At 64.7% G+C, this 25,323-nt stretch carries 26 protein-coding genes; 19 read left to right on the top strand and 7 right to left on the bottom strand.

Annotated features, from left to right (window positions below):
* The gene (locus I6F28_RS00130; protein ID WP_036024763.1) at nt 1–219 is read right to left on the bottom strand and encodes a SlyX family protein; all 219 of its coding nucleotides are present in this window, start codon (nt 217–219) and stop codon (nt 1–3) included.
* Complete coding sequence (gene trhO / locus I6F28_RS00125; protein ID WP_225138970.1) at nt 209–976, bottom strand: oxygen-dependent tRNA uridine(34) hydroxylase TrhO; 768 nt, start codon at nt 974–976, stop codon at nt 209–211. Before trhO ends, I6F28_RS00130 begins: the two co-directional genes overlap by 11 nt.
* Nucleotides 977–1,172: 196 nt before the next feature.
* Here trhO and ggt point away from each other — a divergent pair, with 196 nt between their 5' ends.
* From ggt to I6F28_RS00100, 5 genes are all read left to right on the top strand, one after another.
* Nucleotides 1,173–2,759 (top strand): gamma-glutamyltransferase, encoded by a 1,587-nt coding sequence (gene ggt / locus I6F28_RS00120; protein WP_225138969.1) that lies wholly within the window; start codon nt 1,173–1,175, stop codon nt 2,757–2,759.
* Between the two features lie 167 nt (nt 2,760–2,926).
* A complete protein-coding gene (locus tag I6F28_RS00115) occupies nt 2,927–3,541 on the top strand; it encodes a (2Fe-2S)-binding protein (protein WP_036013925.1) in 615 nt (204 codons plus the stop codon).
* A 4-nt stretch (nt 3,542–3,545) separates the two neighbouring features.
* A complete protein-coding gene (locus I6F28_RS00110; protein ID WP_225112439.1) occupies nt 3,546–4,562 on the top strand; it encodes an FAD binding domain-containing protein in 1,017 nt (338 codons plus the stop codon).
* A gap of 2 nt (nt 4,563–4,564) precedes the next feature.
* Nucleotides 4,565–6,856 (top strand): xanthine dehydrogenase family protein molybdopterin-binding subunit, encoded by a 2,292-nt coding sequence (locus I6F28_RS00105; RefSeq protein WP_225138968.1) that lies wholly within the window; start codon nt 4,565–4,567, stop codon nt 6,854–6,856.
* A gap of 62 nt (nt 6,857–6,918) precedes the next feature.
* The gene (locus I6F28_RS00100) at nt 6,919–7,383 is read left to right on the top strand and encodes an FKBP-type peptidyl-prolyl cis-trans isomerase (RefSeq protein ID WP_036024769.1); all 465 of its coding nucleotides are present in this window, start codon (nt 6,919–6,921) and stop codon (nt 7,381–7,383) included.
* A gap of 160 nt (nt 7,384–7,543) precedes the next feature.
* Here the strand turns inward: I6F28_RS00100 and I6F28_RS00095 are convergent, their stop codons facing one another.
* Nucleotides 7,544–7,762 carry a CsbD family protein gene (locus tag I6F28_RS00095; RefSeq protein ID WP_036013900.1) on the bottom strand — a complete coding sequence of 73 codons (219 nt, stop codon included), beginning with the start codon at nt 7,760–7,762 and terminating at the stop codon, nt 7,544–7,546.
* Nucleotides 7,763–7,890: 128 nt separating this feature from the next.
* Here I6F28_RS00095 and I6F28_RS00090 point away from each other — a divergent pair, with 128 nt between their 5' ends.
* From I6F28_RS00090 to I6F28_RS00080, 3 genes are all read left to right on the top strand, one after another.
* Complete coding sequence (locus I6F28_RS00090) at nt 7,891–8,409, top strand: cupin domain-containing protein (RefSeq protein ID WP_036024770.1); 519 nt, start codon at nt 7,891–7,893, stop codon at nt 8,407–8,409.
* Between the two features lie 96 nt (nt 8,410–8,505).
* Entirely contained in the window at nt 8,506–8,934 is a 429-nt protein-coding gene (locus tag I6F28_RS00085) for a VOC family protein (RefSeq protein WP_109145948.1), read from the top strand.
* A gap of 34 nt (nt 8,935–8,968) precedes the next feature.
* Nucleotides 8,969–9,457, top strand: a complete 489-nt coding sequence (locus I6F28_RS00080) for a VOC family protein (RefSeq protein WP_225138967.1) — start codon at nt 8,969–8,971, stop codon at nt 9,455–9,457.
* Between the two features lie 159 nt (nt 9,458–9,616).
* On the opposite strand, the gene I6F28_RS00075 is transcribed toward I6F28_RS00080, so the two are convergent.
* Together I6F28_RS00075 and I6F28_RS00070 are read right to left on the bottom strand one after the other, a co-directional pair.
* Nucleotides 9,617–10,801 (bottom strand): hypothetical protein, encoded by a 1,185-nt coding sequence (locus I6F28_RS00075; protein WP_225138966.1) that lies wholly within the window; start codon nt 10,799–10,801, stop codon nt 9,617–9,619.
* Between the two features lie 2 nt (nt 10,802–10,803).
* Nucleotides 10,804–11,505 (bottom strand): FecR family protein, encoded by a 702-nt coding sequence (locus I6F28_RS00070; RefSeq protein ID WP_225138965.1) that lies wholly within the window; start codon nt 11,503–11,505, stop codon nt 10,804–10,806.
* Between the two features lie 191 nt (nt 11,506–11,696).
* Between I6F28_RS00070 and I6F28_RS00065 the strand changes: the two genes are divergently transcribed.
* The 3 genes from I6F28_RS00065 (at nt 11,697) to I6F28_RS00055 (ending at nt 14,188) form a co-directional block, all read left to right on the top strand.
* Nucleotides 11,697–12,986, top strand: a complete 1,290-nt coding sequence (locus tag I6F28_RS00065) for a phospholipid carrier-dependent glycosyltransferase (RefSeq protein WP_225139447.1) — start codon at nt 11,697–11,699, stop codon at nt 12,984–12,986.
* A 102-nt stretch (nt 12,987–13,088) separates the two neighbouring features.
* Nucleotides 13,089–13,868 carry a PAS domain-containing protein gene (locus I6F28_RS00060; RefSeq protein WP_225138964.1) on the top strand — a complete coding sequence of 260 codons (780 nt, stop codon included), beginning with the start codon at nt 13,089–13,091 and terminating at the stop codon, nt 13,866–13,868.
* Complete coding sequence (locus I6F28_RS00055; protein ID WP_346656733.1) at nt 13,826–14,188, top strand: response regulator; 363 nt, start codon at nt 13,826–13,828, stop codon at nt 14,186–14,188. The genes I6F28_RS00060 and I6F28_RS00055 overlap by 43 nt, the downstream gene beginning before the upstream one ends.
* Before the next feature lie 62 nt (nt 14,189–14,250).
* Here the strand turns inward: I6F28_RS00055 and I6F28_RS00050 are convergent, their stop codons facing one another.
* Nucleotides 14,251–14,892, bottom strand: a complete 642-nt coding sequence (locus I6F28_RS00050; RefSeq protein ID WP_036013891.1) for an OmpA family protein — start codon at nt 14,890–14,892, stop codon at nt 14,251–14,253.
* Between the two features lie 374 nt (nt 14,893–15,266).
* Between I6F28_RS00050 and I6F28_RS00045 the strand changes: the two genes are divergently transcribed.
* From I6F28_RS00045 to I6F28_RS00035, 3 genes are all read left to right on the top strand, one after another.
* Nucleotides 15,267–15,503, top strand: a complete 237-nt coding sequence (locus I6F28_RS00045; RefSeq protein WP_036013890.1) for a hypothetical protein — start codon at nt 15,267–15,269, stop codon at nt 15,501–15,503.
* Between the two features lie 118 nt (nt 15,504–15,621).
* Nucleotides 15,622–15,870 (top strand): hypothetical protein, encoded by a 249-nt coding sequence (locus I6F28_RS00040; protein ID WP_036013887.1) that lies wholly within the window; start codon nt 15,622–15,624, stop codon nt 15,868–15,870.
* A gap of 111 nt (nt 15,871–15,981) precedes the next feature.
* On the top strand, nt 15,982–17,142 hold the full coding sequence (locus I6F28_RS00035) for a winged helix-turn-helix domain-containing protein (RefSeq protein WP_225138962.1): 1,161 nt from the start codon (nt 15,982–15,984) through the stop codon (nt 17,140–17,142).
* Between the two features lie 83 nt (nt 17,143–17,225).
* On the opposite strand, the gene I6F28_RS00030 is transcribed toward I6F28_RS00035, so the two are convergent.
* The gene (locus I6F28_RS00030) at nt 17,226–17,663 is read right to left on the bottom strand and encodes a ribosomal maturation YjgA family protein (protein WP_225138961.1); all 438 of its coding nucleotides are present in this window, start codon (nt 17,661–17,663) and stop codon (nt 17,226–17,228) included.
* 78 nt (nt 17,664–17,741) lie between these two features.
* Between I6F28_RS00030 and I6F28_RS00025 the strand changes: the two genes are divergently transcribed.
* The 5 genes from I6F28_RS00025 (at nt 17,742) to I6F28_RS00005 (ending at nt 25,191) form a co-directional block, all read left to right on the top strand.
* Nucleotides 17,742–19,073: an MFS transporter gene (locus I6F28_RS00025; RefSeq protein WP_225138960.1), complete on the top strand. Its 1,332-nt coding sequence runs from the start codon at nt 17,742–17,744 to the stop codon at nt 19,071–19,073.
* Between the two features lie 218 nt (nt 19,074–19,291).
* On the top strand, nt 19,292–20,398 hold the full coding sequence (locus I6F28_RS00020) for an efflux RND transporter periplasmic adaptor subunit (RefSeq protein ID WP_225138959.1): 1,107 nt from the start codon (nt 19,292–19,294) through the stop codon (nt 20,396–20,398).
* A 222-nt stretch (nt 20,399–20,620) separates the two neighbouring features.
* Entirely contained in the window at nt 20,621–23,758 is a 3,138-nt protein-coding gene (locus I6F28_RS00015; protein WP_225138958.1) for an efflux RND transporter permease subunit, read from the top strand.
* A 33-nt stretch (nt 23,759–23,791) separates the two neighbouring features.
* Nucleotides 23,792–24,391 carry a TetR/AcrR family transcriptional regulator gene (locus I6F28_RS00010; RefSeq protein ID WP_036024783.1) on the top strand — a complete coding sequence of 200 codons (600 nt, stop codon included), beginning with the start codon at nt 23,792–23,794 and terminating at the stop codon, nt 24,389–24,391.
* A gap of 176 nt (nt 24,392–24,567) precedes the next feature.
* Nucleotides 24,568–25,191, top strand: a complete 624-nt coding sequence (locus I6F28_RS00005; protein WP_036024785.1) for a flavin reductase family protein — start codon at nt 24,568–24,570, stop codon at nt 25,189–25,191.
* Nucleotides 25,192–25,323 lie beyond the last annotated feature (132 nt).

Raw genomic sequence — 25,323 nt, 5'->3', positions numbered from 1 at the left:
TCAATAATGCGGCGGAGGCTCGTTGGCAGGCCCCGGCGCATTTGCCTCGGCGTCCTGCAGCCGAGCATTGAGCTCGGTGATCTGCCGCGTCAGCCTGTCGATCTGCTTCCACTGCGCGGTGATGGTCTGGTTCAACGTCTCGATCGTATCGTCCTGATAGGCGAGGCGCGTCTCCAGCGTGTCGATGCGCTCGCTCAGCGTCTTGATCTCATTCGTCACGCGTTACGTCCTTGTTTCGCTCGCGCAAGCCGTGGCCGAGCGCCACGCGCTCGTCGAACACGAAGCATTCGCCGCGCCAGCGGCTCTCCGCCTCCGGCACCTCTTCCAGATATCTCAGGATGCCGCCCTTGAGGTGATAGACCTCGCCAAAGCCGCGCGCGAGCAGATGCGCGCTCGCCTTCTCGCAGCGGATGCCGCCGGTGCAGAACATCGCGATCCTGCGGTGCCGTGCCGGATCGAGCCGCTCGGCGGCAAAGTCCTTGAACTGGCCGAAGCTCTTGATGCCGGGATCGAGCGCGCCCTCGAACGTGCCCATCGCGACCTCGAAGGCGTTGCGGGTGTCGAGCACGAGCGTATCGGGTGCTGCGATCAGCGCGTTCCATTCGTGCGGATCGACATAGGTGCCGACCTGACGCGTCGGATCGGCGGCCGCATCGCCCAGGGTGACGATCTCCTTCTTCAGCCGCACCTTCAGCCGTCCGAACGGCATCGCCTCCGCGGCGGAGAATTTCAATTCGAGATTGTCGAGCCTGCCGCCGAACATGTCGCCGCGTGCGAGCTCATGAGCGAAGGCGTCGATCGCCTCCGGTGCGCCGGCGACCGTGCCGTTGATGCCCTCCTGCGCCAGCAACACGCTGCCCTTCAGCCCAAGGCCGGCGCAGCAGGCGCGCAGCGGCTCGCGCAGCTCGCGGTAATCCGGGAGGGCGACGAATTGATAAAAGGCGCAAACCTTGTATGGCGTATTGCTGGACGTCATGGCCGCTCGTTTAGCAGGCGGCTCGCGCCCGGAAAACCCGCATCGCAAGAGCCTGCAAAAGGTCCATACGCCCAGCGGATAGCAGCCATTTTCCTGGTATGCCAGCATTGCCCCGCGGGGCGGGAATGTGCCATGTAGACGCGGTTTTCGAGATGGCGCGCCAACCGCGCCGACGGCCAAGAGAGCAAGACATTCGATGAGAAACTTCCATTTCCCCGGCAGGTCCACGGTCCACGCCACCAACGCGATGGTGGCGACCTCGCATCCGCAGGCCTCGCTCGCCGCGATCGAGGTGCTGCGCGAGGGCGGCACCGCGGTGGACGCGGCGGTTGCCGGCTCGGCCCTGCTCGGCGTGATCGAGCCGCAATCGACCGGCATCGGCGGTGATTGCTTTGCGCTGATCCAGCCGCGGGGCGAGGGCAAGATCGTCGCCTATAACGGCTCCGGCCGCGCGCCAAAGGCGGCGAATGCCGACTGGTATCTCGAACGCAAGATCAATTCCGTGCCGCTCACCTCGGCGCATGCCGTCTCGATCCCTGGCGTGATCGATGCCTTCGCGACCGTGCTGCGCGATCACGGCAAGTTCGGCTTCGACCGGCTGCTCCAGCCCGCGATCAAGGCGGCCGAGGAGGGCTACGTCGTCGCGCCCCGCATTGCCTTCGATTGGAAGAACCAGTTCGAGAAGCTGAAGAACGGTACCAACACCGTGCGCTATTTGTTGCCGAGCGGCCAGCCGCCGGTCGCCGGCGACGTCATTCGCCAGGCCGAGCTCGGCAAGACGCTGCGCGCGATCGCCAGGGACGGCCGCGACGCGTTCTACAAGGGCGAGATCGCGGAGGACATGGTCGAGACCCTCAGGGGCATCGGGGGCCTGCACACGCTCGACGATTTCGCCGCGCACACGACCGAAGTGACCACGCCGATCGGCACCATGTACAAGGGCTATGACGTCTGGCAGTGCCCGCCGAACGGCCCGGGCGTCACCGCGCTGTTGATGCTCAACATCCTGTCGCGGTTCGATCTGACCAAGTACGCGCCCGTGAGCGTCGAGCGCTTCCATCTCGAAGCGGAAGCGGCGCGCATCGCCTACATGAACCGCGAGATGCATGTCGCCTCTTCCGAGCACATGAAGATCAACGTCGCCGAGATGCTCGAGAAGGGCTTTGCCGACGAGTACATCAGCAAGATCCGCCTGGACGGCATGCTCGACCTGCCGAACGTCGCGCCGCCGATGAATCCCTCGACCATCTACATCACGGTCGTGGACAAGGACCGCAACGTCTGCTCGTTCATCAATTCGGTTGCGCATTCCTTCGGCTCGGCGATTGTCTCGAACAAGACCGGTGTCCTGTTCCAGAATCGCGCCGGCGGCTTCCGCATCCAGCCGGGCCATCCCAATTGCATCGAAGGCGGCAAGCGCCCGCTGCACACGATCATGCCGGGCCTGCTCACCAAGGGCGGCCGTTCCACGATGTCGTTCGCGGTCATGGGCGGCCAGTACCAGCCGACGGGCCAGACTCATCTCCTGACCAACATCCTCGACTACGGCTGCGACGTGCAGGAGGCGATCGACATGCCGCGCGGCCTGCACTACGAGGGACAGTATCAGCTCGAGGACAGCGTGCCGGCGGCCGTCGTCGAGGGCCTGAAGAAGCTCGGCCACAAGACCACCAGCGTGGTCGGCCCGCTCGGCGGCGCCCAGGCGATCTGGATCGATTGGGACAAGGGCACGCTCACCGGCGGCTCCGATCCGCGCAAGGACGGCTGCGCGCTGGGTTATTGATCGCCGGCGCAGTTCCCCACGCGAGATCAGGAAAAGTTGACGAAGGGCGGCGCGGCATTTGCTGCGCCGCCCTTCTCTCATCCGGAACTGCGCCCATTGCTCCAGGTTAAGGGGCGATGAGCGGTGCAGGCGTGCGCTGCTTTGCAGATCAGCGGCGGAGGCCTGCCATGCCCGACAAACCAGGTTCCAGATCATCCGGATTCGACCGGCGGGCCTTCATGACCGGCGCGGCGGGCAGCGCGCTGATCCCGATCACGGCGCGCGCGGCGTCGGAGGATGCCCGGGCGCCGGCCGCGCAGGATCCGTCGCTTCCCGTCGAGGTCACGCTGCGCGTCAACGGCAAGGACAAGCGCCTGAGCATCGATGCGCGCACCACGGTGCTCGATGCCTTACGCGAACATCTCAAGCTCACCGGCAGCAAGAAGGGCTGCGACCACGGCCAGTGCGGCGCCTGCACGGTGCTGATCGACGATCGCCGCGTGGTGTCGTGCCTGACGCTGGCCCTCGCCGCCGAAGGGCAGGAGATCACGACCATCGAGGGCCTCGCCACCGACGACCGCCTGCATCCGATGCAGCAGGCCTTCATCGACAACGATGCGTTCCAGTGCGGCTATTGCACGCCCGGTCAGATCATGTCGGCGATCGCGTGCGTGAAGGAGGGCCATGCCGGCAGCGAGGCCGACATCCGCGAATACATGAGCGGCAACATCTGTCGCTGTGCCGCCTATCCCAATATCGTCGCTGCCGTGAAGCAGGCCGCGCCCGAGATCATGAAAGGCTAGGCGCATGCGACCGTTTTCGTATCAAAGGGCATCAGACCCCGACATGGCCGTGCAGGCGCTCGGCGTCGCCGCAGCTGCAAACAATCCGCTGACGAAGGCGGCGGCGCAGCCGCTTGCCGGCGGCACCACCCTGATCGATCTGATGAAGCTCGACGTGATGAGACCCACCGCGATCGTCGACATCAATCCGCTGGCCCCCGCCTGGTCGGCGATCGCGCCAGGCGGCGACGGCTTGCGCCTCGGCGCGCTCGCCAAGATGTCCGACGTCGCCGCGCACGCCGAGATCCAGCGCAGCTATCCCGTGATCGCGGATTCGCTGAAGCTCGCCGCGAGCGCCCAGCTGCGCAACATGGCAACGCTCGGCGGCAACGTGATGCAGCGGACGCGCTGCAACTACTTCCGCGATGTCTCCTATGAGAACTGCAACAAGCGCAATCCAGGCTCCGGCTGTGCCGCAATGGACGGCGTTAACCGCATGCATGCGGTGCTCGGGACCTCCGATCAGTGCATCGCGACGTATCCTGGCGATTTCGCGCAGGCGCTGATCGCGCTCGATGCCATGGTCGAGATCACCGGCAAGGCCGGTACGCGCAGCATGCCGTTCGCGCAGCTTCACAGGGCACCAGGCAGCACGCCCGACATCGAGACTGCGCTTCAGCCCGGCGAGCTGATCTCGGCGTTCTCGATCTCCGGCCGCTGGCCACGCTCCGTGTATTTGAAGGCCCGCGACCGGCAATCCTACGAATTCGCGCTGTCGTCAGCCGCGATCGCGCTCAACGTCCAAGACGGCACGATCCGCGACGCGCGCGTCGCGCTCGGTGGCGTCGCCACCGTACCGTGGCGGGCGCGTGAGGCCGAGGCGCTGTTGAAGGGACAGAGGTTCGACGAAGCTCTGGCACAGCGCGTCGCCGATGCAGCTTTCGCAGACGCCCGCGGGCGCCGGCACAACAGCTTCAAGATTGCGCTCGGCAAGCGTGTCGTGGCACGCGCGCTCCAGCAGGCCGTAACGATGGAGATCTGACCATGACCGCTGCAGCTCCCGGGCCAAGGACGAATATGGGGCAGCCCGTGCCGCGCTATGATGCGGCCGCAAAGGTGACGGGGCGGGCGACCTATGCCTCGGACATGCCGCTGGACAATCCGGCCTACGCATTCCTGGTCACCAGCGCCATCGCCAAGGGCCGGATCGACCGCTTCGACCTCGACGATGCCAAGCGCGTCCGCGGCGTGATCGACATCGTCACGCACGAGAACGCCCCGAAGCTGAAGGAGTCGAAACTGTACAGCAATGGCGGCTATGCCGGCACGACGATCCAGCCGTTGAAATCGGCCGAGATCGCCCATGACGGCCAGATCATCGCCGTGGTGGTGGCGGAGAGTTACGAGGCCGCGCGCGAAGCGGCCAACCGCGTCAAGGTCAGCTATAGCGCTGCTACGCCCAGCGCGACTTTCGATTCGCCGGGGACGACGACAGCCGCCGCGAAAGGACAAAACTCGCAGTTCAAGGAAGACCCGAAGGTCGGGGATTTCGCCAAGGCGTTCGACGCGGCCGAGGTCAAGCTGACCGCCTCCTACGAGACGCCGACGCAGCATCACAATCCGCTGGAGCTGTTCACGACCAGCTGCACCTGGATGGGCGACAATCTCGTCATCTACGAGGGCAGCCAGTATGTCCATGGCCTGAAGCACGGCGTGGCCGAGCAGCTCGGCATCGACGCCGACAAGGTGCGCGTGGTCAATCCCTATGTCGGCGGCGGATTCGGCTCGCGAGGTTCGATGACACCGCGCACCGCCATCATCGCCGCCATGGCCAGGCGCCTGAACCGTCCGATCAAGCTGGTCCCGACCCGCGACCAGGGCTTCACCATTACCACTCATCGAGCCGAGACCCGTCACGAGATCAAGCTTGGTGCGAGCCGCGACGGCAGGCTGGTCGCCTTGAGGCATGAGGGGGCCGAAGTCTCCTCGCGCCCCGACGCCTATTGCGTCGGCGGCACCAAGACCACCACGCGGCTCTATGCCTGTCCGAACGTGGACAGCCTGGTCTCGATCGTGCGTGCCGATCGCAACACGCCGGGCTTCATGCGCTCGCCCCCGGAGGTGCCGTATCTGTTCGCGCTGGAGAGCGCGCTGGACGAGCTCGCCGTGAAGCTGAACATGGATCCGGTGGAGCTTCGCCGTATCAACGACGCCACCAGGGATCCGATTGATGGCAAGCCCTACACGTCGCGATCGCTCATGGCGTGCTTCGACGAAGCCGCCAAGGCGTTCGGCTGGTCGCAGCGCTCGCCACAGCCGAAATCGATGTCGGATGGCGACTGGTTGATCGGCTACGGCTGCGCCGCCACGTGCTATCCGACGCTGGCGGGACCGTCCGCCGCGCGCGTGCGCCTGCAGCGCGACGGCCGCACGCGCGTCGAGATCGCCGGCCATGAGATCGGGACCGGCGCCTACACCGTCATCGCCCAGACGGCTGCCGAGCGGCTCGGCGTGCCCCTTGAGAAGGTGGCGGTCTTCATGGGCGATAGCGACCTGCCGCCCGCGCCGGTTGCCGGCGGCTCCAATTCCACTGCCAGCACCTGCTCGGCCGTGATGATGGTGTGCGACCAGATCCGACAGCGCCTATTCAAGGCGCTGATGCCCAGCGACAGCCTTGCCGACAAGGCCAAGGAGACCGTCGGCATCAGCCCGGCACCCTCGACCCAGGCCGCCAAGGGCGATCGCTCGCTCGATATCGAGAAGGCGTTCGATGCGCTCGGCGTCGGCGTGGTCGAAGAATATGGCGAGTGGAAGCCGGAGGGCGCGCCGCTGGATTCCTTCAGGGCCATGCACAGCGGGCAGGTCCGGCTGGTCGGCGGCCATCAAATGAAGGACCAGATCGCCTATGCGTTCGGCGCCGAGTTTGTCGAGGTCCGCATCAATCGCTTCACGCACGAGATCCGCTGCCCCCGCCTGGTCGGCGCCTTCGCGGCAGGCAGGATCATGAATCCGCGCACCGCGCGCAGCCAGCTCATGGGTGGCCTGATCTGGGGCATGTCCTCGGCGCTGCTCGAGGCCACCGAGATCGATGAGCGCAATGCGCGCTACGTCAACGACAATCTTGCCGATTACCTCGTGCCCGTGAATGCCGATGTGCCCGGTGTCGAGGTCATTCTGCTCTCCGAGGAGGATGATCGCATCAACCCCGTCGGCGTGAAGGGCCTCGGCGAGCTTGGCAATGTCGGCACCAATGCTGCGATCTGCAATGCGGTCTACCATGCCACGGGACAGCGTATCCGCAGGCTGCCGGTTCGGCTCGAAGATATCGAGCTCTAAAGGGGGTGGAAACGGCGACCGCCTTGGGTTAGACACCTCCCGCCTCAAACGGAAGGTGTTTTATGCAGCGTTTCCAGCGCGCGCTCCTCGCCCTGATGTCGGCACTCGCGATCACCGTGATCGCCAACGTGTCGCATTTCGTTTCCACAACGGCCTCGGCCCAGACCGCAGGAAAGACCATGACCACAGCTTCAGGCTTGCAGATCATCGACTCCACCGTCGGCACCGGCGCCTCGCCGCAGCCCGGCCAGATCTGCGTGATGCACTACACCGGCTGGCTCTATGAGAACGGCCAGAAGGGCAAGAAATTCGACAGCTCCGTCGATCGCAAGGAGCCGTTCGAGTTTCCGATCGGCAAGGGCCGCGTCATCGCCGGCTGGGACGAGGGCGTTGCCTCGATGAAGGTCGGCGGCAAGCGCACGCTGATCATCCCGCCGCAGCTCGGCTACGGCGCCCGCGGTGCCGGCGGCGTGATACCGCCGAATGCGACGCTGATGTTCGACGTGGAATTGCTCGCGGTGAAATAACTGACGTCGTCACGCCCGGGCTCGTCCCGGGCATCCACGATCTTCGTGCCGCGCGGTCAAGACGTGGATGGCCGGGTCAAGCCCGGCCATGACGGATGAAATCGATACAAGCAAAAGACCGGCCTTAGGGCCGGTCTTTTCACTTTCAATCTTACGCGCGTCACTCCGCCGCGCGGCGAGCCGCAGCGGCGGCGCGATCCATCGCGTCCTTCGCGGCGTCCTTGGCATCGCCCATGGCCTGCTGGCCCTTGCCCTTCACTTCCTGCACCACGCCCTCGCCTTTCATGCGATCGGATCCGGTGGCTTCACCGACGCCCTGCTTGGCCTTGCCGATCGCCTCGTTGGCGGTGCCCTTGATCTTGTCGGTCGTGCTGCCCATGGAAATCTCCTTTCGATTTGCTTGGAATGACAACGCTGGGCGGCTATGAGGGTTCCGATTTTGGCATGGCTTGCGGCTGCGGCTTTGGGTTAGTTTGCCGCGCACGGAACCAACAGAAAGCAAGTCCCATGACCGGCCCTGACCATTCGCATTCCCACCATGACCATGGTCATCATCATGATGACCGCTGGAAACATGACGGCGTGCGGGTCATTCCCGGCAATCAGCTCGATACCAACGTGCCGTCGACAGCGGGCATGGACCGTGCGGCCGCGATCAATTTCGCCCGCGTCGGCGCCCAGAAATTGTGGGCGGGCACCGTCAGCATCAAGCCGGATGCCAAGACCGGCGCGCATCACCACGGCCATCTCGAAAGCGTCATCTATGTCGTGAAGGGCAAGGCGCGCATGCGCTGGGGCGAGAGCCTGCAATTCACCGCGGAAGCCGGCCCCGGCGACTTCATTTTCGTCCCGCCCTACGTGCCGCACCAGGAGATCAACGCCAGCCCCGACGAGGTGCTGGAATGCGTGCTGGTGCGCAGCGACGGCGAGGCGGTGGCCATCAACCTCGACATCGAACCGGTCGAGAAGCCCGAGACCGTGCTGTGGATCGACCCGGTGCACCGGGATCCCAACGAGAAGAAGTAAGGCCCCGCAGTCGGGGTCCGAAAAATTTGTCGGAAGTGATGTCGGATGGCGGCCTGGCCATCCGTCCTTGGCCAGAACCCCGCCAAGGAGCTTCCGATGCCCAAGATGATCTTCGTCAACCTGCCGGTGACCGACCTCAAGCGCGCGACTGCCTTCTATGAGGCGGTCGGCGCGGTCAAGAACCCGCAATTCAGCGACGAGACCGCGAGCTGCATGGTCTTTTCCGAGACCATCTTCGCCATGCTGCTGACCCACGACAAATTCCGCCAGTTCACGCCGAAGCCGATCGCGGACGCCAGGACCTCGAACCAAGCGTTGTTCTGCCTGTCCGCGGACAGCCGCAGCGAGGTCGATGACATCGTTGGCAGGGCGGAGGCTGCAGGAGGCATTGCCGATCCCAGCCCGAAGGACGAATACGGCTTCATGTACGGCCGCAGCTTCGAGGATCCGGACGGCCACATGTGGGGCGTGAACTGGATGGACCTTTCAGCCGCCCCTCTGCAGCCCGACCTGGCGAACGCCTGAGCCGAAACAGCAGACCTCAAGAGGAGCATTCACCATGTCCAAGCTCGTGCCCTGCATGTGGTTCAACGGCGATGCCGACGACGCTGCAAAATTCTACGTCTCGCTGGTCCCGAATTCGGCGATCACACACGTTCAGCGCAACGTTTCGGACGGCCCCTCCGGCAAGGAAGGCTCCGTGCTCGTCGTCGAGTTCACCGTGGCCGGACAGAAGCTGGTCGCGCTCAATGGCGGCATGAAGATGGAATACACCCACGCCATTTCGCTGATGATTCATTGCGACGACCAGGCAGAGGTCGACAGTGTCTGGAACGCGTTCCTCGCCCATGGCGGCAAGGCGGAGCAGTGCGGCTGGCTGAGAGATCGCTGGGGCGTGGCCTGGCAGATCGTGCCAAAGGTGATGTTCGAGTTCCTGTCGAGCCCGGACAAGGCCGCAGCCGCGCGCGCGATGCAGGCGATGATGAAGATGGTCAAGCTGGACGCCGAGGTGTTGCGGCGGGCGTTCGAGGGCAAGTCGGCGGCGTGAGGGCGGGTCGCTCTCGCCACATACTCACTGTCATCGCCCGGCTTGACCGGGCGATCCAGTACTCCGAGACGGCAGTGATTAAACCGATGGGCCGCGGCGTACTGGATGCCCCGGTCAAGCCGGGGCATGACAGCGGAATGTGAGGCGGTATTCTCGCCGCTAATAGTTGATCCGCAGCCCCACGCCGCCGTGGATCGTGTTGCCGACCGGCTGCGGGCCCAGCGTGCCGTTGGCGAAGAGGTCCACGATCCAGCCCTTCTGCACGCGGAAACCGAGGCGGCCGCCATATTCGAACCAGCCCTGGTTACCCATGGTCGGCACCACCGTGCCCTGGCCGGTCACTGTGGCGACGATGCCGCTGTGGCTGGCGAAGGACTGCACCCAGCCGCCATTGATGTTGGTCTCGATGCTGCTGCCGAACAGATGCGTCCACTGGCCGCCGATCTTGACGAGGCTGGTGCGGTCGGTGCCATCAGCGATGCTGGCGTCGAACGGATTGAACGCCACCGCGCTGTCGCGATAGCCGGAGACGCGTTGCCAGAGCTGCCAGACCTCGATCGAGGCCGCGACCTCGTCGCGCGGCGAGAGGCGGCTCATCCAGCCGGCGCGGCCGTAAACGGCGTAGTTGGACGCGTTGGTCGACCTCGTCACGGGCACCGGCCCGAGGCTGGTGTCGTAGCTGCGCGTGTAGCGCGCCTTCTCCCATGGGGTCAGGATCGCGCCGACGTCGAAGAACGGGCGCGACGAGCCCCAATCGGTGAAGTCGTAGCGAAGCGCGAAAGCGCCGATCGGTGCGCTCGTGATCTCGTAGCCGCGCCCTTCGTAGTGCGTATAGGCGATGCCGGCGAGCAGCGAGAGATTGTTGGTCAGCGCCTTGCGACCATGGATGCCGGCCGAGAACGAGCCGGCCGAGCCGAACGCGCTGATGCAGTCGCCGCAATTGATCTGCTCGTTGACGCCGAGCAGCACGGTGCCGAGCACCCGGTTGGTGATCATCTGATTGAAGCGCTGATTGGCAAGGCCGCCGATCGAATTGCCGCTGGAATCCGCGCCCGTCGGTCCCGACGGCGACGGAGCCGGGCTCGGTGAAGGCGACGGATAGGGGCTGGGCGATGGGGAGGGGGTCGGCGTGGGCGAGGGATTCGGCGACGGGGAATAGGTCGGGGACGGATATGGCGACGGCGAATAGGTTGGGGACGGAGTGGGCTCTGGTTCACCGCACTCGGACCCGCACTCCGAGGCCTGTGCAGCCGCCGGGCGGGCATCGAACGTGACGAGCGCAAACGCCGCAGATGCGGCCAGCGCAGCGGCAAGGATGAGGCGCCGAACGGTGAATTTCGCCATCGTCAGCGCCCGCACAGCATGGCGTCGTCCTCGACGGCAGGCGTGATGGTCGGCGAGGCGCCGGCATACTGGTTGACTGCGCACAACCCGGCGCTCGCGGCGCAATTGGCGGCGAAGGTCCAGGGCGGCGTGTTGCTCTTGGTGATGCTCACCTTGCCGCCAGTCGAGGTGATGATGGCGGTGTCGCCGGGCTGGGTGAGTTGCACGCACTGGGCGCTCCTCGTGCACACGCTGGCCGCGCCGTCCTGAAGCACAACGACGGAGCGCCCGCGCTGCGAGAGAATGTCGAGCGTGGTGCCGCGCACGCCGATGGTGGCGAGCGGTGTCGTGATCTTGTAGGCGGCCTTGTCGGAGCGTCCGGTGACGAAGCGGAAGGCGCCGGTGGTCATGCGGATCGCGACGTCACGATAGCTGTGCTCGTCGTTGAAGACGGTGCGGTCGAGCTTCAGCGTGGCGCTCGGCCCCAGTGATAGATTGGTGCTGTCGGCCATCACGAAACGCGCCGCGCTGTCGGCGCCGGTTCGCACGGTCTCGTCGCGCAGCATGCTGTCGCCGACATTGATCGGCGTCGTGGTCGCGGCGACGCGCACCACTTCGTTCTGAATGACGACAGCCTGGCCGACGCGCGTCTGCGCTTCGGCGCCGGATGCCGCACAGATTGCGACCGTGAGCAGTGTGGAGAAAAGGCAAAAACGCAAATTCATTTCGCAACCGATCGATGTGTCCCTGATCGTACCGGATCGCGCGCGCTTCTGATGTGGCGGAATTATCACAAGCGGCGCAGGACCTGCGTCATGCTTAGTGACAGTTACGGCAGAATGCGTTCAATGACGGGAAGCAGTTTATTTTTCTCCGCGGTGAAGCCAATTTGCCACGCAAGACAGCCCCACAAAAGATGCGCGAATTGCCTGCGGTTCCTGAGGTGTCGCGGAGTGCAGTGATTGCTGTCGCGATCTTCCTGATCGCGCATCTGGCGCTGTTGATCGGCGTCGTCACGCCGGAAAAATTCGTGTTCGATGAGGTGCATTACGTGCCGGCGGCGCGCCAGATGCTGACGCCCGCGATGTCGCAGCCGATGCTCAATCCGATGCATCCGCCGCTGGCCAAGGAGATGATCGCGGCATCGATCGCAACGTTCGGCGACAACGCGCTTGGATGGCGTTATCCCGCGACCTTGTTCGGCGCGCTCGCGATCGTCGCGATCTATCTGTGCGGACTCGCGTTGTTCGCCGCGCAGGGGCCGGCGATCGCCGCCGCGCTGATCGCAGCCTTCAACCAGATGCTGTACGTCCAGGCGCGCATCGCGATGCTCGATGTCTTTGCGCTCGGCTTCGGCCTGCTCGCCACCGCCGCCTTCATGCATGGGTTTCGCAGAGAGCGGCCGCAAGCGCTGTTCGCGGTGGCGGGCAGCCTGTTCGGCCTTGCGGCCGCGTGTAAATGGACCGGCCTGTTCCCGCTCGGCGTCTGCATCGTCATTGTTGCGGTGATCCGCCTGATGCAGGGCTGGCATACGCTGTTCGCCGACGCGAAGCCGGACGACTGGTATCGGCCGGAGCTTTGGCCCGGCCTGAAGCTGCATCATGTCGCGCTCTGCTTCGCCGTCCTGCCGGCATTGGCTTATCTTGCCGGCTTCGTTCCGCTCTACGGGTTATCGCTGCCGGACTTGATCGAGGCGCAGCGGCGGATCTTTGCCGACAACACCACGACGGCCATCGCCGGCCACACCTATATGAGCGCATGGCCGTCCTGGCCGCTGCTCGCGCGTCCGGTCTGGTTCCTGTTCGACAAGACCGCGGAGGACCACATCGCCGCGATCGTCTTCCTCGGCAATCCGCTCGTGCTGTGGCCGGCTCTGCCTGCACTCGCCATGGTGCTGCGCGATTTCATCGTGGCGCGGCGCTGGGATGCATTCCTGATCGCCACATTCTATTTCGGTCCCTGGCTCGCCTGGGCGTTGCTGCCGCGCACGCTGGGCTTCATCTATTACTATCTGCCGGCCGCGACCGCGGCGTCCCTGGCACTGGTCTATGTGCTGCGCCGCGAGGGTCTGCCGCGCTGGCTGTTGTGGGCTTATGTCGGCGTCGCGGCGGCCGGCTTTGCGGTGATGCTGCCGATTTCCGCGGCCTTCGTCGGCACCTCGATGGGGGGCTTCAACCGGCTGATGCTGTTCCAAAGCTGGATCTAGTGCCCGCGGGCGTGCATAGCCGAGTAGATTTGGCTTGCATGAATCAATCGGCGCGTGTGCACTGGCCGTCATTGCCGGAATTGGAGACGCGGCGGGGTGGGCATGGGGGATGGCATTGTCAGTCCGGATCATTCCAACGCGGACTGGCTGCGTGCCGTGGTCGATACCGCCGTCGACGGGGTGATCCTGATCGACGCCCGCGGCGGCATCCTGATATTCAATCCGGCCTGCGAGAAGCTGTTCGGTTATTGCGCGAGCGAGGTCATCGGCCGGAACGTCAAGCTCCTGATGCCGCCGCCCTACCGCGACGCCCATGACGAATACCTTCAAAACTACCACCTCACCGGCGAGCGCAAGATCATCGGTATCGGCCGCGAGGTGGTGGGACAGCGCAAGGACGGCTCGACCTTCCCGATGCACCTGTCGGTGGGCGAGACCAGGCAGGCGTCGGGCGAATCGATCTTCGTCGGCATCGTCCACGACCTCACGGAGCGTGAGCGGGTCGAGCGCGAGCTGCGCGAGAGTGCGGCACGGCTGCGTGCGGTCGTCGACACTGCCGTCGACGGCGTGATTCTGATCGATTCCGCCGGCTCCGTCCTGCAATTCAATCCCGCCTGCGAAAGACTGTTCAAATACGAGGCCGACGAGGTTCTCGGCAAGAACGTCAAGATGTTGATGCCGGACCCCTACCGTTCCGAGCACGACGGATACATCCGCAATTTCGTCACGACCGGCGACAAGAAGATCATCGGCATCGGCCGCAAGGTCGTCGGTCGGCGCAGGACGTGCCGCTTGCGGTCGAGAAGGAGGCAACACAGAGCGGCTCCGAGACCGTCTTGGTGGTCGAGGACGATCCGTTCGTCCGCTCCTACGCGGTCATGAGCCTGGAGAGCCTGGGCTACAAGGTGGTGTCGGCAGTCGATGGCAAGGAGGCCTTGCAGACGCTTGCGGCGCCGTTGCACATCGACCTGCTGTTCACCGACGTCGTGATGCCTAGCGGCGTCAATGGCTGGGAGCTTGCAGGGCTTGCACGCCAGGAAAGGCCCGAGCTGCGCGTGCTGCTGACATCGGGTTACGCCCTCGAAACGCTGGCGGCGAACGGCCACGTCAGGCAGGGCGCCCTGATACTGGAAAAGCCCTACCGCAAGGCCGAGCTCGCGCGGCTCGTCCGGGAGGCTCTCGCGACACCCGCACCGGTCTAATTAAACCAACTGCGATCACGCCTCCGCCTGCCGCAGGGCAGCAGGCGGAGGCGCTCGTCGCATCATTTCGCTGCGGTCTTGGTGTCCATGTTCACGACCTGGACCCGGCGGTTCATGGCGTCAGTGCCGTTGGCGGCATCCTTCAGCTTCGTCTCGCCGTAGCCGACGGTGACGAGATCGTTGCCGTTGAGGCCGTAATTCTGCATCAGGTACTTCTTGATGGTGTCGGCGCGCCGTTCGGAGAGACCTTGATTGTATGCTTCGCCACCGGTCGCGTCGGTGTGGCCGGCGACCACGAAGGTCGAGCCCTTCAGCGCCGGATCGGACAGCGCCTTGCCGAGCGCCTGCACCGAGGCCATCGAGGTCTTGGCGATGTCGGCCGAGTTGTAGTCGAACTGGATCTCCAGATCGATCTTCGGCTTGGTGGCAGCGAGCTCGGCGATCTGCTCGCGCTCGCCTGTCGAGAGCGACCGGGTCGAGCGGTTGCGCACGGTGTTCAGGAAGGTCGCCTCCTTGGCCTGCACGGTCGTATCGGTCTGGGGGCCAACGGACAGGCCGCGGGTCGCCGGCTTCGGCTTCAGCGCATCGACGATCTGGCCGGCGGAGATGTTGTTGTCGCCAGCCAGCGCAAGGCCGGCCGTCATCGACAGGACGGCTGTCAGGGTGATCGCCGTCAGTCCAAAAGACTTATTGAAATGGGTCATGGTGGTATCCTCGCTGTTACGCCTGATGGCGATTTGATGCTGCGAGCGTAGGGCAGGTTCAACGGCTCTGATGTGATCTTGGTCACATTCGAAACGGCGAGCCGAGGTCACTTTGCTCCGGTTCGAATCATTCGCACTTTGCTTTCGAGCCGGCCGTACTGGGTTCCGGGAAACCCGAACGTCGCAAAGGCGTCGCCTCACCGCCCGCCCGCGAACAAGAATTCGTCCAGATGTCCGCCTAACACACTTCAATCATTCGATAATTTGACGCGAGGGGAGCCGAGTTCCGTCCTGTGCCGAGGCCAAGTGACTATCAGCGCGACTATCAATTCCATCGCAGCGGCCCGCCGGATCGGACAGTGACCCTGAACGCAATGCCCATCTATATCGGTGCGGCGATGATCGCGGTGGCCATCCTGCTGTCGACACTGATCACCGGGATGACCTCCCGCTATGTCGGGCTCGAAGGGCCGACCGACGAGAACGTCTGGCTGGTCGATCGCCTCACCGGCAGTGTCTATCGCTGCCAGGCAGAAGGACGTGGCAAGGCCATCTGCGACCCGGAGGTCGCCACCGGCAGCGTCGGGGAGCGCCCAAAAGCCGCACGCTGAAAAGCGGGTATCACTGCAGCGCAGCAACGAAATTGTCTTTTCCCTGCAAACTTGTGGCTGAAGAATGGCGGTGCGTTGGCCGGCATCAGGCCGGCTGCCTACTCGAGGAGAGAACTTGATGAAGACCCTGTTGCTCGCGACGGCATTCGCCGCACTTGCTCTGTCCCCCGCCTCTGCCGCCAAGATGGCGTGCACCAGTGCAAACATGGCGAAGCTCGTTGCCGGCATGGGCGGCGAAGACACGCCCGCCAAGATCGCAGCGAGGAAGTCGATGGCCGCGGCCAATTCCGACATGAGCAAGGGCAACATGCGTGGAGCATGCAAGCACTATATGAACGCCGAGAAGTCGATGGCGATGAAGAAGTAGGCTTCCGCCTGATCCCCACACGTCATGGCCGCGCTGGCAGCAGATGGCAGCGCGGCCTTTTCGTGTCCCGCTTCTTTCCTCGCGGCGAATCCCGTTACATTGCATGCTGCAATGTCCCGCACGTCCAAACCGCTTCCGCTCTCGACGACACAGGCCCGGCAGATCTGGCTGCATGCCCAGCGGCTGACCGACCGCGCTCCGTTTGGCGAAGGCGCAGAGGCCGTCTCGGCCGCCGTTGCCCATCTCGGCTATGTGCAGATCGACACCATCAACGTCATCGAGCGTTGCCATCACCACATCCTGTTCAGCCGGATCCCGTCCTATCGCCGCGCCGATCTGCGCCACGCCCAGAGTGTCGACAAGACCGTGTTCGAGTACTGGACGCACGCGCTCTCCTACGTGCCGGCGAACGACTTCCGCTTCTTCCTGCCGGCGATGCGCGAGCACCGCCGCGAGGGGCACAAATGGTTCGCCGCGGTGAAGCCGGCCGACACGCGCAAGGTGATGCGGCTGCTGCGCGGCGGGCCGCTGACGATCCGTGACATCGACGACGACGTGCTCGTCGAGAAGGAGCATCTGTGGCAGAGCCGCAAGCCCTCGAAGCGGGCGCTGCAGCTCGCCTTCTATACCGGGGCGGTCACCATCAGCGCGCGCCAGGGCATGCTCAAGACCTACGAGCTGACGACGCGTCATTTCGGCTGGGACAGGCTGCCGAAGCCGGCGCCGGCAAGCGAGATCACGGCTTATCTGCTCGACCGCGCGCTGCGCTCGCAGGGCGTGGTCAGCCTCGATTCGGTCTGCCATCTCGATGCGCCCAGCAAGAAGCCGGTCGCGCGCCTGATCGCCTCGCGCGTCCGCCGCGGCGAGCTCGTGCCCGTCGCGATCGAAGGCGCCGGTAAGCAGGAGCACTGGGCCTCGCCTGCAGCGCTTGAGCCGCATGAGGTGTCGCCCGATCTCGTCCACATCCTCTCCCCGTTTGATCCCCTGATCATCCAGCGCAAGCGCACCAACCTCATCTTCGGCTACAACCACCTGTTCGAAGCCTATGTGCCGAAAGCCAAGCGCAAGCTCGGCTATTTCGCGCTGCCCGTGCTGGTCGGCGACGAGATCGTCGCCGCGCTCGATCTCAAGACCGACCGGCAGAACAAGAAGCTGTTGATGCAGAAATGGACCTGGGTCGGGCAGGGCAGGAAGACGGCGGGCCGCAAGGAGCTGAAGCGCGTGATCGAGGAGGAGCTCGACCGTTTCGAGCGGTTTCAACTGGCGGAGTGAGGCTCCGACGGCAGTCTTGTAGGGTGGGCAAAGCGAAGCGTGCCCACGTCTTGCCTATTCGATGACGAGACGTAGGCACGGCGCTACGGCGCCTTTGCCCACCCACCGCGCATGGCAACGCGATCGATCCACATGCCAAACGCAATCCCAACCGCATAGGCCAGCAAATTCCAAAGCGAGAAGATGCGGCCGAGCAGCAACGCGCCGGCGGTGGTGAGGCGGAACGCATCGAGCCAGGGAGTATGCATCAGGCGGGAGAACTCGACGACTGCCGCGATCACTATCGCGATGGCTGCGAGCTGGCTCCGTGTCAGCCGCGGCAGCACGACTCCTGCCAGCAGAAACACCATCGTCGCCCACAGCAGCGAGCCGCCGTACTTCACGATGAACGCAGGCAGGCCGAGCGGGAAGCCGTACCAGCGAAGGGACAGCCCACAGGCAATCACTGCGAGCGCGAAAGCAGCGCGGATCAGTGAGGTCCGTAGAGGCGCAACAGGCGTGCCCGGCTGCGTCTCGTGCATTGCTTGCTCCATTGACTCTTTGCTCGCGATGCTGAAAACGGCCGCAGACCCGAAAAAGCAACAACCCCGGGGGAAGCCATGAGCCAGACCACGACCTATGCCGGTTCCACCGGTGCCACCAAGTCGGACATCGAAACCTCGACCATCCGCGCCATCTCCTGGCGCCTGATTCCGTTCCTGGTGCTGGCCTACTTCTTCTCCTATCTCGATCGCGTCAATCTCGGCTTCGCCGCGCTGACCATGAACGCCGATCTGAAATTCACGCCGCTGATCTACTCCTGGGGCGCCGGCATCTTCTTCATCGGCTATTTCATCTTCGAAGTGCCGAGCAACCTCGCCCTGGAGAAATTCGGCGCGAGCCGCTGGATCGCCCGCATCATGGTGACCTGGGGCATCATCTCGGCGCTGATGGCGGTGGTCAGCGGCGTCACCAGCTTCTACGTCCTGCGCTTCCTGCTCGGCGTCGCCGAGGCCGGCTTTTTCCCCGGGATCATCCTCTATCTCACCTATTGGTATCCGGCCGAATATCGCGCCCGCTTCCTTGCGGCCTTCGCCGTCGCGGTGCCGGTCTCGACCGTGATCGGCGCGCCGATCTCGGGCCTGTTGCTCGGGCTGGACGGCATGATGGGGCTGAAAGGCTGGCAATGGCTGTTCATCATCGAGGGCATCCCATCGGTGCTGCTCGGCATCGTCACCTGGTTCTATCTCACCGACAAGCCGGAGAAGGCGTACTGGCTGTCGGCCGAGCAGAAGGCATGGTTGAAAGCCAAGCTCGATTCGGAGATCGCGGCCAAGCAGGCGGTGAAGCATTTCTCGCTCGGCGAGGCGCTGTCTTCACCGAAGGTGATCGCGCTCAGCCTGGTCTATTTCGGCTTCGTCGGCGCGCTCTATGGCATGCAGTTCTGGCTGCCGCAGATCGTCAAGGCGTTCGGCCTCACCAACGCCCAAACCGGATTCGTCACTGCGGTCCCGTATCTGTTCGGCACCATCGCTATGATCCTGTGGGCGCGGCATTCGGATGCGAGCCGCGAGCGCGTCATGCATGTCGGCGCGCCGCTGCTGCTCACCGCAGTCGCGCTCGGCATCTCCTCCTATCTCACCGATCCCACGCTGACGATGGTGGCGCTGACGGTGGCCGCGATCGGCGTGTTCTGCTGCTTCGGCGTGTTCTGGACGCTGCCGACCGCCTGGCTCTCCGGCACGGCCGCCGCCGGCGCCATCGCCCTGATCAACTCGATCGGCAACCTCGCCGGCTTCGGCGGGCCGTACCTGATCGGCTGGGTCAAGGAAGCCACGGGCCAGACCTCGACGGGCCTCTTGGTGCTCGCCGTGCTGCCGTTGATCGCGGGCATCCTGGTGTTCGTCGGCGGACACGACAGCAAGCACGAATTCGCCGACCAGGAGCGGTGAGGGGGCACGCACGTCGCGCGCTGTACCCACCATCTTCGCCGCAGAGCGGTTCTGGTGGGCACGCTCCGCTTTGCCCACCCTACAATAACACCTCGCGGCCAAGCCTATCCCTCCTTACCACTCCTTCACGATCACGCATTCCTGATGACTGACGATTATTGACTTTTATCAGTGAACAGTCGACATTCCTCTCAGTCGAGATGCAGGAGTGTCCTTCGATGTTGGTCCGGTCGATTTTGTCGAGCTATTCCAAGCTTTTCGCAGGAGCCGCGCTCGCCCTGATGGCCGTTTCGCTGGCAGGGTGCAATGATACCGTCGCCGAGAAGGCCGAGCCGCCGCGGCCGGTTCTGGTGGCAACCGCCCACTACGCTGCCGAGACCCCGGAGCGCAGCTTCGTCGGCACTATCCGTCCCAGGATCGAGAGCGATCTCGGCTTCCGCGTCGCCGGCAAGGTGGCCAAACGCCTCGTCGAAGTCGGCCAGACAGTCGAAGTCGGCCAGCCGCTCGCCACCCTCGACGAGGTCGACCTGAAGCTCCAGGCCGAGCAGGCCGTTGCCGAGCAGACCGCCGCAACCGGCGTGCTGGCCCAGGCCGCCGCCGCCGAGCAGCGCGCCAAGGATCTCAAGGCCAAGGGCTGGACCACGGACGCCCAGCTCGACCAGAGCCGCGCCGCCGCCGATGAAGCCCGTGCGCGCTTGAACCGGGCCGAGCGCTCGGTCGAACTGACCAAGAATTCCCTTTCCTACGCGACGCTGGTTGCCGACGCCCGCGGCGTCGTCACCGCAACGCTGATCGAGCCCGGCCAGGTGGTTGCCGCGGGCCAGGCTTCGATCCGTGTCGCCCGCTTTGCCGAGAAGGAAGCGGTCGTCGCGATCCCTGAAACGCTGGTTGGACGTGCCAAGTCGGGCGTCGCCAGCGTCACTCTCTGGTCCGAGCCGAACAAGAAATACACGGCCAAGCTGCGCGAGATCGCGCCGGCAGCCGATCCCGCCACGCGCACCTATCTGGCAAAGTTCTCGCTGCCCGAGGCCGACGACAAGGTCGCGCTCGGCATGACGGCGACGCTGACGCTGTCGGATGCCGCGACCGAGCGCGTCGCGCGGTTGCCGCTGTCGGCGCTCTTCAACGAAGGCGGCAAGCCCTCCTTCTACGTTGTCGACGACAACGGTGGCGTCACGCTCAAGCCGGTCACGGTGAAGTCCTACGAGAGCAAGGACGTCGTCATCACCGGCGGCGTGGACGAGGGCGCCAAGATCGTCGCGCTCGGCGTGCAGAAGCTCGATCCCGGCCAGCGGGTGCGGATCGTGTCGTCCTTGTCGTTCTGATCCGTCGTTTGAAAGTCTGGTCCTTCGGACCATCCCGGAATGACAAGAGAAGTGAGTTACGTCGTGTGAGGTGAGTTTCGGCCTTTGTCCCTAAGCAAAGGCTGAAGCGGCGAAGCGATCCAGAACCTGCCCAGCCCCCTGGATTGCTTCGCTGCCTCGCGACGACGGTTTGAGCAGAGCGGCTGTCGTTGTTTGCAACTGGATCGTCTTTCGGAGAGTGCGATGAAGCGCTTCAACCTTTCGGCCTGGGCCGTCAGCCATCCGACGCTGGTGCTCTTCCTGATGATCATCCTCGGCGTCGCCGGCTTCTTCTCCTATGAGAAGCTCGGCCGTGCCGAGGATCCGTTCTTCACGGTGAAGGTGGTCAACGTCTCCGTGATCTGGCCCGGCGCGACCGCGCAGGAAATGCAGACCCAGGTTGCCGATCCCATCGAGAAGAAGATCCAGGAGCTGCCCTATTTCGAAAAGGTGCAGACCTATTCCAAGCCCGCCTTCACCGCGCTCCAGGTCACCTTCCGCGACAACACGCCGCCGAAGGACGTGCCCTACCTCTTCTATCTCCTGCGCAAGAAGCTGGTCGACGTGCAGGGCCAGCTGCCGTCCGGCATTCTCGGGCCCGTCGTCAACGACGAGTTCTCCGACGTCGATTCCATCCTCTACATGATGACCGGCGACGGCGCCGATTATGCCCAGCTCAAGAAGGTCTCCGAAGGTTTTCGCCAGCGCCTGCTCAAGGTGCCCGGCGTGACCAAGGTCGACGTCTACGGCAACCAGGATGAGCGCATTTTCGTCGAGTTCAGCCACGCCAAGCTCGCCACGCTCGGCATCACGCCGCAGGCGCTGTTCGATTCGCTCGCCAAGCAGAACAACGTGACGCCGGCCGGCACGGTCGAGACCTCCTCGCAGCGCGTGCCGCTGCGCGTCACCGGCGCGCTCGACGGTGCCAAGGCCGTCGCCGAAACGCCGGTCGAGAGCAACGGCCGCGTGTTCCGTCTCGGCGATATCGCCACCATCACCCACGGCTATGTCGATCCGCCGAGCTTCGTCGTGCGCCAGGAAGGCAAACCCGCCATCGGCATCGGCGTCGTCACCGCCAAGGGCGCCAACATCCTCGATCTCGGCAAGGAGGTCGAGAAGGCGACGGCCGACTTCATGAAGGCCGTGCCGCAGGGCGTCGACGTCAAGCTGATTGCCGATCAGCCCAAGGTGGTCGAGCACGCCGTCGGCGAGTTCGTGCACTCCTTCATGGAAGCGCTCGTCATCGTGCTGTTCGTCTCGTTCCTGGCGCTCGGCTGGCGCACCGGCATCGTGGTCGCGCTGTCGGTGCCCCTGGTGCTCGGCATCGTCTTCATCGTCATGAACACGATGTCGCTCGACCTGCACCGCATCACGCTCGGCGCGCTGATCATCGCGCTCGGCCTGCTCGTCGACGACGCCATCATCGCGGTCGAGATGATGGTGGTGAAGATGGAGCAGGGCTGGGACCGCATGCGTGCGGCGTCCTTTGCCTGGGAATCTACTGCGTTTCCGATGCTCACGGGAACGCTGGTCACGGCCGCTGGCTTCCTCCCCATCGGCTTTGCCAATTCCGCGGTCGGCGAATATGCCGGCAGCATATTCTGGATCGTGGCAATCGCGCTGGTCGCCTCCTGGTTCGTGGCGGTGATCTTCACGCCCTATATCGGCGTCAAGCTGCTGCCCGAGATGAAGGCGCACCACAACCATGATCCGCATGCGGTCTACGAGACCCGCATGTACCGCGGCCTGCGCGCCATCGTGAAATGGTGCGTCAACCACCGCATCACCGTGGTGGTCGCGACCGTCGGCGTCTTCGCCGCCTCGATCGTCGGCTTCGGCCAGGTCCAGCAGCAGTTCTTCCCGCTGTCGGAGCGCCCCGAGCTGTTCCTGCAGCTGCGCCTTCCGGAAGGCACCGCCTTCAACGTTACCGAGAAGGCGGTGAAGAAGGCTGAGACGCTGCTCAAGGACGACAAGGACATCGAGACCTATACCGCCTATGTCGGCCAGGGCTCGCCGCGCTTCTGGCTCGGCCTCAACCCGCAGCTTCCGAACGAGGCCTTTGCCGAGATCGTCATCGTTGCCAAGGGGGTCGAGGCGCGCGAGCGCATCAAGGCCAAGATCGAGACCGCGGCCGCCGAGGGCTTCCTGACCGAGGCACGCGTGCGCGTCGACCGCTTCAATTTCGGTCCGCCGGTCGGCTTCCCCGTGCAGTTCCGCGTGATCGGCCCGGACGCCAACAAGGTCCGCGAGATCGCCTACCAGGTCCGCGACGTCATGCGCGAGAACAAGAGCGTCAAGGACGTCCAGCTCGACTGGAACGAGCAGTCGCCCTACCTCAAGCTCGTCGTCGACCAGGACCGCGCCCGCGCCATGGGCCTGACCCCGCAGGACGTCTCGCAGGCGCTGGCGATGCTGATCTCGGGCTCGCAGGTCACAACCGTGCGCGACGGCATCGAGAAGGTCGGCGTGGTCGCCCGCGCGATCCCGTCCGAGCGCCTCGACCTCGGCGGCGTCGGCGATCTCACCATCACCTCGCGCAACGGCGTCGCCGTGCCGCTGCAGCAGATCGCTCGAATTGAATATGCCCATGAAGAGCCGATCATGTGGCGGCGCAACCGCGACATGGCGATCACCGTGCGCTCCGACGTTGTCGACGGCGTGCAGGCCCCTGATGTCACCAACCAGATCACGCCGAAGCTGAAGGCGATCAAGGATCACCTCGAGCCGGCCTACCGGATCGAGCCGGGCGGCGCGTTCGAGGAATCCGCCAAGGGCAACGCCTCGATCTTCATCCTCTTCCCGGTGATGGTCATGGTGATGCTGACGCTGCTGATGATCCAGCTGCAGAGCTTCTCACGCCTGATCCTGGTGTTCCTGACCGCGCCGCTCGGCATCGTCGGTGCCTCGCTTGGCCTCAACGTCGCCAATGCCCCGTTCGGCTTCGTGGCGCTGCTCGGCCTAATAGCGCTCGCCGGCATGATCATGCGCAACACGGTCATCCTGGTCGACCAGATCGAGACCGACGTCAGCCACGGCCTGACCCGGCGCGAGGCGATCGTCGAGGCGACCGTCCGCCGTGCCCGGCCGGTGGTGCTGACGGCGCTCGCCGCCATTCTCGCCATGATCCCGCTGACGCGCTCGGCCTTCTGGGGCCCGATGGCGATCACCATCATGGGCGGCCTGTTCGTCGCGACCTTCCTGACGCTGCTGTACCTGCCGGGCCTCTACGCCCTGTGGTTCCGCAAGAGCCTGGACGAGGCCGGAACGCCCGAGCAGCCGGCCGCGCCGCAGCATGGGAGCGATGACCCGCACGCAATTCCGCTTGCCGAAGCGGCTGAATAGATGAGAAGACTGTTGACCAGCGAGTCCTGACTGATGGCCCTTGTTTCGGAACATATCGAAGTCGACACCCGGGATCGCATCCTCGAGGTGGCCGAGCGGCTGTTCCGCCAGATCGGCTACCAGAAGACGACCGTCGGCGACATCGCCAAGGAGCTCAGGATGAGCCCCGCCAACGTGTATCGCTTCTTCGAATCGAAGAAGGCGATTCACCAGGCGGTGGCCCGCTCGCTGATGGGCGAGGTCGAGCTGGAGGCACAGCGGATCGTGGCAAAGCCCGGTCCCGTCAAGGAGCGCTTCCGCGAGCTGCTCACCACCATCAATCGCATGAACACCGAGCGCTATGTCGGCGACAACAAGCTGCACGAGATGGTCGCGATCGCGATGGAGGAGGACTGGGACGTCTGCGTTGCCCATATGGAGTGCGTCGCCGGAATGATCGGCCAGATGATCGCGCAAGGCGTCGCTTCCGGCGAGTTCGAGGCGCCGGACCTGCAGCTGGCTGCGCTCTGCTCCTGCAGCGCGATGATCCGCTTCTTCCACCCCCAGATGATCGCCCAGTGCGCCACCAAGCCGGGCCCGACCATCGACCAGATGATCGATTTCGTCATCGCGGGTCTGTCGCCGCGCCACTGACGGGCGGGGCGTTTTCTCCTATAAGCAGACTGATCGCCCCGGCACGACCGCCGGAGGCGGACCGGGACGGACCCAAAAACTCCGTCATTGCGAGCGCAGCGAAGCAATCCAGACCGTCTCCGCGGAGGGATTCTGGATTGCTTCGCTGCGCTCGAAATGACGAAAGGAAGCAGCGCGTGACCGACAAAGACCTGTACTTCTACGAACCCTCCAAGGGCCACGGACTCAAGCACGACCCCTTCAACGCCATCATCGCGCCGCGGCCGATCGGCTGGATCTCCTCGCGCGACGCCAGGGGCCACGTCAACCTCGCGCCCTACAGCTTCTTCAATGCGTTCTGCTACGTGCCGCCGATCATCGGCTTCTCCTCGACCAACTGGAAGGACACGGTCGAGAACATGCAGCAGACCGGCGAGTTCGTCTGGAATCTGACGACGATGGATCTCGCCAAGCACATGAACGCGACCGCGGCGCATGTCGCCCCCGAGGTCGACGAGTTCGAGGTCGCGGGCCTCACCGCCGTGCCCGGCAAGCTCGTCAATGTCCCGCGCGTCGGCGAGAGCCCCGTCGCCTTCGAGTGCAAGGTGTCCGACATCGTCCGCCTCAAGGGCGCCAATGGCAAGGAGGCCGACGCCTGGCTGACGCTCGGCGAAGTCGTCGCCGTCCACATCGACAAGGCCTTGATCAAGGACGGCGTCTACCAGACCGCCGCCGCCCGCCCCATCGTCCGCGCCGGCCGGCGCGGCGATTATTTCGAGATCAAGCCGGAGAACATGTTCGAGATGGTCCGGCCGGACTAGGCCACTTCCGTCATTCCGGGGCGACGCGCAGCGTCGAGCCCGGAATCCAATCATCGACCAACGCTGCGGCACGATGGATTCCGGGCTCACGCTTCGCGTGCCCCGGAATGACAGTGGAGAGACATTCAGCCC

The organism is Bradyrhizobium sp. NBAIM14, assembly GCF_020193895.1.
GTDB classification, from domain to species: Bacteria; Pseudomonadota; Alphaproteobacteria; order Rhizobiales; family Xanthobacteraceae; genus Bradyrhizobium; species Bradyrhizobium yuanmingense.
This window is presented reverse-complemented; position numbering and strand designations above follow the sequence as displayed.

Bases quoted from the DNA above. Each gene is read 5' to 3' on its own strand.
- I6F28_RS00090 (WP_036024770.1), top strand. From the start codon at position 7,891: ATGACCGGCCCTGACCATTCGCATTCCCACCATGACCATGGTCATCAT.
- I6F28_RS00105 (WP_225138968.1), top strand. From the start codon at position 4,565: ATGACCGCTGCAGCTCCCGGGCCAAGGACGAATATGGGGCAGCCCGTG.
- I6F28_RS00025 (WP_225138960.1), top strand. From the start codon at position 17,742: ATGAGCCAGACCACGACCTATGCCGGTTCCACCGGTGCCACCAAGTCG.
- I6F28_RS00010 (WP_036024783.1), top strand. From the start codon at position 23,792: ATGGCCCTTGTTTCGGAACATATCGAAGTCGACACCCGGGATCGCATC.
- I6F28_RS00020 (WP_225138959.1), top strand. From the start codon at position 19,292: ATGTTGGTCCGGTCGATTTTGTCGAGCTATTCCAAGCTTTTCGCAGGA.
- I6F28_RS00050 (WP_036013891.1), bottom strand. From the start codon at position 14,892: ATGACCCATTTCAATAAGTCTTTTGGACTGACGGCGATCACCCTGACA.
- I6F28_RS00075 (WP_225138966.1), bottom strand. From the start codon at position 10,801: ATGGCGAAATTCACCGTTCGGCGCCTCATCCTTGCCGCTGCGCTGGCC.
- I6F28_RS00095 (WP_036013900.1), bottom strand. From the start codon at position 7,762: ATGGGCAGCACGACCGACAAGATCAAGGGCACCGCCAACGAGGCGATC.
- ggt (WP_225138969.1), top strand. From the start codon at position 1,173: ATGAGAAACTTCCATTTCCCCGGCAGGTCCACGGTCCACGCCACCAAC.
- I6F28_RS00115 (WP_036013925.1), top strand. From the start codon at position 2,927: ATGCCCGACAAACCAGGTTCCAGATCATCCGGATTCGACCGGCGGGCC.
- I6F28_RS00065 (WP_225139447.1), top strand. From the start codon at position 11,697: ATGCGCGAATTGCCTGCGGTTCCTGAGGTGTCGCGGAGTGCAGTGATT.
- I6F28_RS00100 (WP_036024769.1), top strand. From the start codon at position 6,919: ATGCAGCGTTTCCAGCGCGCGCTCCTCGCCCTGATGTCGGCACTCGCG.
- trhO (WP_225138970.1), bottom strand. From the start codon at position 976: ATGACGTCCAGCAATACGCCATACAAGGTTTGCGCCTTTTATCAATTC.
- I6F28_RS00110 (WP_225112439.1), top strand. From the start codon at position 3,546: ATGCGACCGTTTTCGTATCAAAGGGCATCAGACCCCGACATGGCCGTG.
- I6F28_RS00040 (WP_036013887.1), top strand. From the start codon at position 15,622: ATGAAGACCCTGTTGCTCGCGACGGCATTCGCCGCACTTGCTCTGTCC.
- I6F28_RS00015 (WP_225138958.1), top strand. From the start codon at position 20,621: ATGAAGCGCTTCAACCTTTCGGCCTGGGCCGTCAGCCATCCGACGCTG.
- I6F28_RS00030 (WP_225138961.1), bottom strand. From the start codon at position 17,663: ATGCACGAGACGCAGCCGGGCACGCCTGTTGCGCCTCTACGGACCTCA.
- I6F28_RS00070 (WP_225138965.1), bottom strand. From the start codon at position 11,505: ATGAATTTGCGTTTTTGCCTTTTCTCCACACTGCTCACGGTCGCAATC.
- I6F28_RS00080 (WP_225138967.1), top strand. From the start codon at position 8,969: ATGTCCAAGCTCGTGCCCTGCATGTGGTTCAACGGCGATGCCGACGAC.
- I6F28_RS00045 (WP_036013890.1), top strand. From the start codon at position 15,267: ATGCCCATCTATATCGGTGCGGCGATGATCGCGGTGGCCATCCTGCTG.
- I6F28_RS00060 (WP_225138964.1), top strand. From the start codon at position 13,089: ATGGGGGATGGCATTGTCAGTCCGGATCATTCCAACGCGGACTGGCTG.
- I6F28_RS00035 (WP_225138962.1), top strand. From the start codon at position 15,982: ATGTCCCGCACGTCCAAACCGCTTCCGCTCTCGACGACACAGGCCCGG.
- I6F28_RS00085 (WP_109145948.1), top strand. From the start codon at position 8,506: ATGCCCAAGATGATCTTCGTCAACCTGCCGGTGACCGACCTCAAGCGC.